Source organism: Methylobacterium sp. J-092 (assembly GCF_022829325.1).
Taxonomy (GTDB): domain Bacteria; phylum Pseudomonadota; class Alphaproteobacteria; order Rhizobiales; family Beijerinckiaceae; genus Methylobacterium.
Window position 1 is genome coordinate 103,709 of the sequence record NZ_JAKSXU010000119.1, and the last position, 7,629, is coordinate 111,337.

The following is a 7,629-nucleotide window of genomic DNA, read 5'->3' on the forward strand; positions in this document are numbered from 1 at the left end:
CGGTACGGCATTTCAACCCAGAAGTTTGGTTTTGTTGGGGAAGGTGCCGCTTTATCGCTCAGCCGATCAGAAGGCTGCCGCTCATCTGCTCAGCCGCCCGCATGCTGGCCTCAATCTCTCGAACCGTTTCTTGGGTTTTTTCGGACAGGGTCCAGCTCAAACCAGCCGACGGCTGCCCATCATTTTTAGAGTCGGGAAATTCCACAGGAGGGAGGTCCACCGTCATGTGGATGAGTTCGCCCATTGTTCGATCCATCGGCGGTTGAGTCATTGAGAGTCGCCCGTGTATCCCGATGCGCCTCAACAGAGACGCCGGGGAAAAACCAACGAAATCAGTGACTTGGTTTTATTCCAGGTAGCGCCACGGGTTATGCACGAAAAACCTTGACATGCCAATCGGATTTATCCGTGGCGCGATACAAAACCCTGGAGAGGAATAAGCGTTCCACAGGTCGGCGGTGTCACTCACGGTTTCTCTAGCGCGTCAACCATAAAGTTCGAATACCGAGTTTTAGGTCGCACCCGTCATAGGCATGCCCGACGCCTACCACTTCCCATGTCCTTCAATGGCTGTGCAGCGCTAACGCCATGGCTACGAATTAGATCACGTCGCTGCCTCCGGCTGCGCAGGCGCATTGCCGAGGTCGTAGAAGCCGTCGTTCTTCGTGGCGTCGCCCTTACGCTGCTGCCAGGCCAGCGTGTTGATCAGGTCGAGGGTCGTCGTCGTGCCGGCGTTGGCATCCTGCATGTAGGCGTAGCCAGCCACCTTCAGCGTCTCCGTCGTGCTCTCCGTGGGGAAGAGCATGGGCGACTTTACCGTCACACCGTCCGACGGGTCCCAGAGTCCGCCCACGCCCGGCTTCAGCCAGCCCTGGTAGGTCAGCTGTAGCTGCAGGGCCATGGTTTGTAGGACCGCCGCTTCCCAGTTCGTGCGTAGCTGCGTGCCCTTCTGGTCGAGCGGCATCTCGGCCAGCACCTTCCGCATCGCCCCCGGCGTGCCGCCCTTCACCGTCGCCTTCGCCTGGATCTCGGAGGCCGACTTGCCGAACAGGCTGTCGGAGCCGGGCTGCTGCGAGTTCGAGACCAGCGACTCCACCGCGAGGTGGCGCAGCTGGCAGTTCGCCGTGAGGATGTTCTGCCCCTCGACGAAGGCCACCATGCTGCTGCCGGACTTCGGACCGGCCACTACGTTGCCGGCCGCGTCGGCGTAGAAGAACAGGTTGCGCTGCCGGCACAGCCGCGAGATCAGATCGAACGGCGTCTCGCCGTACCGGACCATCACGTTCGGGAAGGGCATGTCCCAACCGTCCGATCCGTTCTGGACGCGGAAGGTAAGGCCGTAGGGCTTCAGGACGGAGTTCGCGATGGCATCGAGCTTGTAGCCGCGGAACTGCCCCGTGCCGCCGTTAATGCTGGCCTCCGTGATCAGCCCGGCCTTGCCGTAGCCGGTGACCTGCACGGCATGGCGGTTGGCATCGAACACGGCCTGCCGGTCGCGGATGTAGCCCTGCTGGATCACAATCTGCCCGGCCAAGGCGATATCGACGCGGTCGCCCGGCTTCAGCCTCATGGTCGCCACCGCGCTCGGCTCGGCACAGACGAGGCGGAAGGATCGGATCCAGCCCTCGTTCATGAAGTTCTGCTCTACCTGGACCTGCATCCAGTTGCGGTAGGTGCCGCCCTCGGTGCGCACCTCGCAGATGAGTTCGGGATCGGCCATCAGATCGCCTCCACCTGGCGGCTCTTCGAGACCGTCGTCTCCTTGAACAGGTCGCCCATCGAGGTGCGGGCACGGGTGCCAGGCGGGAAGCCGTTCAGGTCGATCGTCATCCGGTGGTCCTGAGGTGGGGCCTTCGCCACCGGAGCCTCGTCGCCGTAGAAGCGGCGCATCATGCTGTCACCGGTGCGCTCGCCCGAGCCTGTGGTCTCTGGCTGGCTGCCACCCGCGACGCGATCATTCGGCATAGTTGAGGCCCGGGGATCGACCCGGCCCATGAGTTCGACGGCGCGAGCAAGGCGCTGTCCTCTGAGAGACGCCCACTCTTGGCCGAGGCCGGTAGCGTTCGCGCCTCGCTGGCGAGCTAGTTCCGCACCCATGCGGTCCTGCATCTTTTCGTCGAACAACTCGTCGCCCTTCAGGCCCATCTTGCGCATGAGGCTGCGCATGGTGTTGCCTACGATCTGGTAGCGGCCGAGGGCAGAGGAGTTTGGGTTTCCGGGTTGGCGCCGCATGTGATTGCCGAGAGCGCTGATCTCGTTCAGCGTTTTTCCGGTCAGGTTCTGTTCCTGGCCGCCGGGCAGGTATCGCCCATACCCGAGCGACGTGTTGTAGCCGCCGCCCGAACGATTGGCTGTGCCCTCAGATCGGGCGATGTGGTCAAGGACATCCTTGTAGGCGCCGGGATTAGCCGTCACGGCAGCTGCGGTCCTGCCGTCAATGGCATCGCGATGCGGGATAGGTGCGGTCGGCGACATAGACGGGGCTGCCCCACCACCATATCCGCGGCCGTTCGCGCCACCGGTCACGTTGGGGTCGCCGCTACCATACCCGCCGCCCATCGTCGGCAGAGGCCCTCCAAACCCGCCTGGGCCGGAGCGGACACCTCCGAAGCCACCGAAGCTGGCGCGCTGGATCAGCGGGTTCCCGCTCCCCGCCACACCGGAGAACCCGGAGGGCTGAGCCGTAGCCCCGCCAGAGGTCCGCAGCTTCTCAAGCTCGTCGCCGACGCGCCGAAGCTCCTCCGTCATCCGGTCGCGCTTGCGGGCGTAATCAGGGGCGTTCGGGTTAGCGTCGAGAAGCTTGCGCTGCTGCTCAATGGAGTCGCGCTTGCCCTCAAGTTCGCCGCGGGTCAGTGGCTTGCCGCCTCCGCCACCGAGCAGCGGCTTGAACTCGACGTTCTTCGACGGATCGCCGAGGCCGATGAACTCCTTGAACTTCTCGTAGGTCCGAACGATCGCCTCAAATTCCTGCACCGTGGTGCGGGCGAATTTGCCGATCTCCTCAAGCTGCTTGGCGAAGGCTGCCATCGACTCCGCCGAGCCGAACTTCTCAACGAGGGCCGACAGCTGTTCGAGCAGCGGCGCCAGGGCCTCGGTGCGCAGGCCGTCCATGTTCTCGCGGACCCGGCTCAGCGCCGTCTCGAACCGTTGGGCTGCCTTGACCTGGGCGTCCGTGGTCTGGCCCTGCGCCTTCAGGATCTCGTCCATTACCTGCCGGTAGCGGCCGGTCAGCTGCCCGGCGACGGCAGCGATCTGGTCCGAGCCGAGCATCATCTCGACAACCTTCCGGCGTTTCACAGGGTCGCCGATCTGCGAGACCGAGTCCATAAAGGTGTCGAGCGCCGCCTTCATGTTCGGTGCGCTGACCATCTTCTCGACCAGCTCGCCGAGGTTCATCTGCTGGAGGTCGAGATAGGTTTGGCCGTAGCGCTTCCGCATCTGGCTCATCTCGTCGGCGAACTTGCGCACCCCGCCCTGCATGGTCTCCGCCGACACGCCGAACCGCTCGCCCAGGGCGCTGAAGGCGCGCAGCTGATCGACGGCGAGGCCCGTCTCCTTCGACATGATCGCAAGCTGCTGCGTGCCGCGAGAGAAGCCGCTCAGAGCCGCCGTCACCGTCCCGAGCGAGACGCCTGCCGTGAGGCCGACGAGACCGAGGCCGGACAGAACCGGCGTCATGCCCTGCAGCGCTGCCGTGGCCTTGCCGAGCGAGCCGTGGAACCCGTCGAAGTCGTGCTTCAGATCCTTGCCGGCTTGAGTGCCCGTCTTGGCCGCCCTGCCGAGGGCCGTCTCCAGCTTCGCCAGAGGACCGGTGAAGCCATCCTGGACTTCCGCGACAAGGCGCAGGCGATCGTCAGCCATGGGTAGGCTCCTCGACAGATGCAGTAAGGCCGCGTTCGGCGGCGACTTCGGCCGGTGTCACGTGCCCCTCACCGCCGGTGGTCAGCTCCTCCATGGCGGACAGCACCTCGGCCTCCACCAGAGTGAACACCTGCGCGCGGCCCTGCTCGGGCAAGCGGCTGGCAATGCGAGTCGGCAAGCTCAGGAGCTTGTTGCGAAGCTTCATGTTCTGGATCGTGACGGCTGCGATCGCGTCGTCGATCAGAACGACCTTGCCGGTCGCCAAGTCGTTCTTCAGTTCGGTGGCAATGGCGAGCGCGCGATCCTTGCGGGCCCGCTCCTGGGCCGGATCAAGATCGCCGGGCTGAGCCGGCTGCCGTCCGGCGGCAACCTCGCGCAAGTGCCCGATGTACTGCCGGCGAACAGCATCGAGGTCGTACTCGCCGCGTGGTGCGCGGGCGATGACCGTCTCGTCCAGCAACTCGCGGAACCGGCGCTCGCTCATGTCGAGATGCGAAGCGGCCTGGCTGATCGTCGACATGGCGGCGGAACCCCTTATGGAAACTGAGCACCTAGACAGAAGCCGAACTCGCGCTGACCCGCATCCCTCCGCCCCATGGGGAAGGACCCTGGACCCCGCGCGCGGCCAAATGTGCTATGATGATGCGACCTGACACAGCCGCTGAGGTGCGTGGATGGATAATAAGCAAGGTCTTGAAGTCTTCATCTTCTGCTTCGCGTCCGTCATGGCGCTCTGGAGCCTGCGGCAGAACTGGCTCCGCTCGAAGAACCCTTGGGGACCAGGGCCATCGTGGCCGACAAACGCTAGCTACAGTCAGTCGTCCGACAGCTCGACGCCATCGGGCGGCGCTGGAGATGGATGCCCGGGCGGTGGCTTCAGCGACGGTGGTAGCTGTGGCGGTGGTGATGGCGGAGGCGGAGGCGGAAGCGGGGGATACTGACACAGGGCGCTAACCTCGGGCCCAAGCCGTTCCGTCGGCTCGCGCCTCCTCTGCGGACTTATGCAGCGTGCCGGGGACGATCACCCGTTCGGTGCTGTTGCCCATGCCGCCGGCATCACCGGGATCGACGGGCGGGATCCAGATGACCGGAAGCGTCTCCGGCTCCTCAGCGGCGGCAGGCTGCGGGCTCTTCGCGCTGGCCATTACGCGACACTCGCGAAAACGATGCGGTCGGTGGCGCCGATCTCGATGGTGTAGGGCTGGATCTGGCCGATGTTAGAATAGGTGAGTAGGTGGCGCGGCTCCTTGGACGGGTCGGGCACCTTGCCCACCGAGCACCACAACGCGGGTTCGGAAAACGATGGCGTGACGAACGCTACGCAGGGGCCGTTAAGGCCACCCGGCACCAAGGACTGCACGGTCGGGAGTGCGTTCGGGTCAGTCGGTGTAGTACCGGAGATGGTCAGCGTGGCGCTGGCGATCGGCGCGGGGCCTCGATGCTGAGGCGTGGTGCCGGGAGGATGAAGTTCAACGCGAATGGTACCGGTGGCCATAAGGCTCTCCTGAAGCTCTGAGGGAGAAGACCGCAGCGGGGTGCCCCCTCCGCCGCGATCTCCAATCATCCCGCTGGCTTGGAGAGCGGGCGGTCTTGCCGACCTTCGTATCCTTCGCCCCCAATGGCTCAGGATCAGGCGAGGGACAGGCTGGCTTGTCGCTGTTGGGCTGACCGGATCGCCCTCAATGGCGCGGCTGGAGGCCCTCGCGGGTCGGCCGCGCAATCTCGTATCAGGCCACGCGGCGCCAGAGCGTCCCGTCGGCGGCGTGGCGCTGATCGCCCACCTGATAGGCGGTGAAGGCGGTGGCGCGAGGGGCAGCAACGACCGTGCGCGCGTCGCTCGCGGGCGCCTTGCGCTCGGTTGAGCGGATGGAGGCCGACCACGCCGCGTAGCGCTCGGCCTGCGTGGGCGCGCGTTCTACCGCTGCGGGAGCGCGGTCCTTACCGAGGACGCGGCGCCAGTGCGCCATGTTGGCCTCGGTTTTCTCTCGGGTGTTGGTCATGCGCGGTATCCCGTGTCGGATCTGAGGGGCTGAGGAAGGCTGCGCCAGATCGGCGGGGCATCCCGACCGAGACCGGGCAGCGTCACACGATGCGAGAGCGGAACATGCGGCTCACCGGGTATGCTGGGCACAGCGACCCTGCGCTCGATCGTCTTGGCGACCCGATGCCGGAGATCGTTGCCGGCCAGGATACCGGCGGGCTGACCGGTCCGGGCGTCGACCCAGACGAGGTCATGGGTGGTCTCGGAGCGCATCGGGATGGTCTCGGTGCCGTTGAACGGCTCACCCGGCGGCACCGGCTCTGCGCCGTCTGGCAGGGCTGCGTTGGCCTCAGCGATCCGGCCCTCCTGCTCGCGAAGCTGGCCGAGCACGCCAGCCAGTTCCCTTGCCAGGACGACGTACCGATCAGTGAGTTTGGCCGCCTCGGCGCCCGCCTTCATGCCGGCCTTGCGCAGGCCTTTTCGACGGGCCTGCTCGGCCTCGTCGGCGGCGCTCGCCTTCGCCTCGGCAACCAAGGCGGCAGCGTGCTGGGTGTTGGCCTGCAATGTACGGATCCGCGCCAGTTCGATCCGAGCGTCGAGAGCGGCAACATCCTCTGGAGAGCCAGTCAGAAGCATGTCCGGGCGGCTCGCCAGCAGGGCATCGCATTCGAGCCGAACGTGCTCACCCTCCGCGAAAATCAGTTCTGAGGTCCGCGGCGCCGCCGGCAGCCCAGGCTGCAGATCAGGGCGACTACGGCCGAGGCTGACATACGGGGCAAGGTTGCCGTCGAGATGGCTGTGGCGGATGGAGACGGTGGGGATCGCGTTCATGCCGGCGCTCATCAGGCGGCCTGCCGCATCGCGGGGGCAGACGGACCAGGACCGGGGCCGTCGTCGGTGCTGGAGGGGCTGAGGCGGACACCGTGCGCGGTGAGCTGAGCCCGGACGGACTGACGGACGAACTCCGACATGGTCTGACCGCGCTGGCGTGCAGCGGTATCGACGGCATCGGCCAGTTCGGTCTCAACCTTGAGACGGAGTGTACTGGGGCGAGGGATTGCAGCAGGCATGGCGACACCACGGCATCTAGGTTGCGTGGTAATGACAATGTTTGCTCAAATCCTACTAAGCAAGTCTAGTTGGATACCTGGTTTCTGCTGCTCGTACCAATCAGTCGTCCGCCGTTATCCGCTGTTATCTATTGTTGTACGCAGCGGGTGAATTCCGCGGCAACTTGCCACATGACTGCGAATTCTGGCTGTCGGCTCTCTTTCAGTGGGTCCGCACGTACGGAACATACTGAACCCGCGCCCTCTTCCATCCACGCTCGGCACGTCACCCTGTTGTCGGCATTGGAAATCACCGCCATGCGCATCAGCCTGACAACCTTCGCCGCTCTCAGTGCGCTACTAATTGCCGGGCCAGCCTTCGCTCAGACCAAGCCGCTTCCCGCGAGTGACGTCATGCCGCCCGTCGAACTGGCCATCTCGATGGAGAACGGGAAGCCGGTGTGTGCGCCTGCCGAGTTGCTACTGCCGGCAGACACGAACGTCTCGATCAGCATTGTCAGCACGGCAGACACGCCAGTCACGATCACGGCCGCAGGCCAATTCGAAAACGGTCATGTGCTGCATGCCGACGGCGATCTGAGACCCCGTTTCATAATGGGCAGAACAGCTTAGCTATTGGGTGAGCGGCGAGCATCGCGGGCGTTGGGAGAGTGTCTGACGCTCACCCAGGAACCCCGATGTGGACGCCCGCCGCCCGCGCCGAGCTTGCGCGCGAGA

At 65.1% G+C, this 7,629-nt stretch carries 10 protein-coding genes; 1 reads left to right on the top strand and 9 read right to left on the bottom strand.

Translation table 11 applies throughout. The annotated features are described in order from the left end of the window. Positions 1-58 precede the first annotated feature (58 nt). From MKK60_RS14135 to MKK60_RS28690, 9 genes are all read right to left on the bottom strand, one after another. The gene (locus MKK60_RS14135) at positions 59-244 is read right to left on the bottom strand and encodes a hypothetical protein (protein ID WP_243986621.1); all 186 of its coding nucleotides are present in this window, start codon (positions 242-244) and stop codon (positions 59-61) included. A 360-nt stretch (positions 245-604) separates the two neighbouring features. After that, the gene (locus MKK60_RS14140; protein ID WP_243986622.1) at positions 605-1,720 is read right to left on the bottom strand and encodes a phage baseplate assembly protein; all 1,116 of its coding nucleotides are present in this window, start codon (positions 1,718-1,720) and stop codon (positions 605-607) included. Beyond that, entirely contained in the window at positions 1,720-3,861 is a 2,142-nt protein-coding gene (locus MKK60_RS14145) for a hypothetical protein (RefSeq protein ID WP_243986623.1), read from the bottom strand. Before MKK60_RS14145 ends, MKK60_RS14140 begins: the two co-directional genes overlap by 1 nt. After that, entirely contained in the window at positions 3,854-4,381 is a 528-nt protein-coding gene (locus MKK60_RS14150; RefSeq protein WP_243986625.1) for a hypothetical protein, read from the bottom strand. Before MKK60_RS14150 ends, MKK60_RS14145 begins: the two co-directional genes overlap by 8 nt. Before the next feature lie 430 nt (positions 4,382-4,811). After that, positions 4,812-5,006, bottom strand: coding sequence for a hypothetical protein (locus tag MKK60_RS14155; RefSeq protein ID WP_243986627.1), 195 nt, complete (start codon positions 5,004-5,006; stop codon positions 4,812-4,814). After that, positions 5,006-5,356, bottom strand: coding sequence for a hypothetical protein (locus tag MKK60_RS14160; protein ID WP_243986629.1), 351 nt, complete (start codon positions 5,354-5,356; stop codon positions 5,006-5,008). Before MKK60_RS14160 ends, MKK60_RS14155 begins: the two co-directional genes overlap by 1 nt. A 232-nt stretch (positions 5,357-5,588) precedes the next feature. Then, the gene (locus MKK60_RS14165) at positions 5,589-5,861 is read right to left on the bottom strand and encodes a hypothetical protein (protein WP_243986631.1); all 273 of its coding nucleotides are present in this window, start codon (positions 5,859-5,861) and stop codon (positions 5,589-5,591) included. Continuing rightward, positions 5,858-6,673, bottom strand: a complete 816-nt coding sequence (locus MKK60_RS14170; protein WP_243986634.1) for a hypothetical protein — start codon at positions 6,671-6,673, stop codon at positions 5,858-5,860. Before MKK60_RS14170 ends, MKK60_RS14165 begins: the two co-directional genes overlap by 4 nt. An 11-nt stretch (positions 6,674-6,684) precedes the next feature. Continuing rightward, entirely contained in the window at positions 6,685-6,912 is a 228-nt protein-coding gene (locus MKK60_RS28690) for a CopG family transcriptional regulator (protein WP_409567397.1), read from the bottom strand. Positions 6,913-7,209: 297 nt separating this feature from the next. Between MKK60_RS28690 and MKK60_RS14175 the strand changes: the two genes are divergently transcribed. Then, the gene (locus tag MKK60_RS14175) at positions 7,210-7,524 is read left to right on the top strand and encodes a hypothetical protein (RefSeq protein WP_243986636.1); all 315 of its coding nucleotides are present in this window, start codon (positions 7,210-7,212) and stop codon (positions 7,522-7,524) included. Positions 7,525-7,629 lie beyond the last annotated feature (105 nt).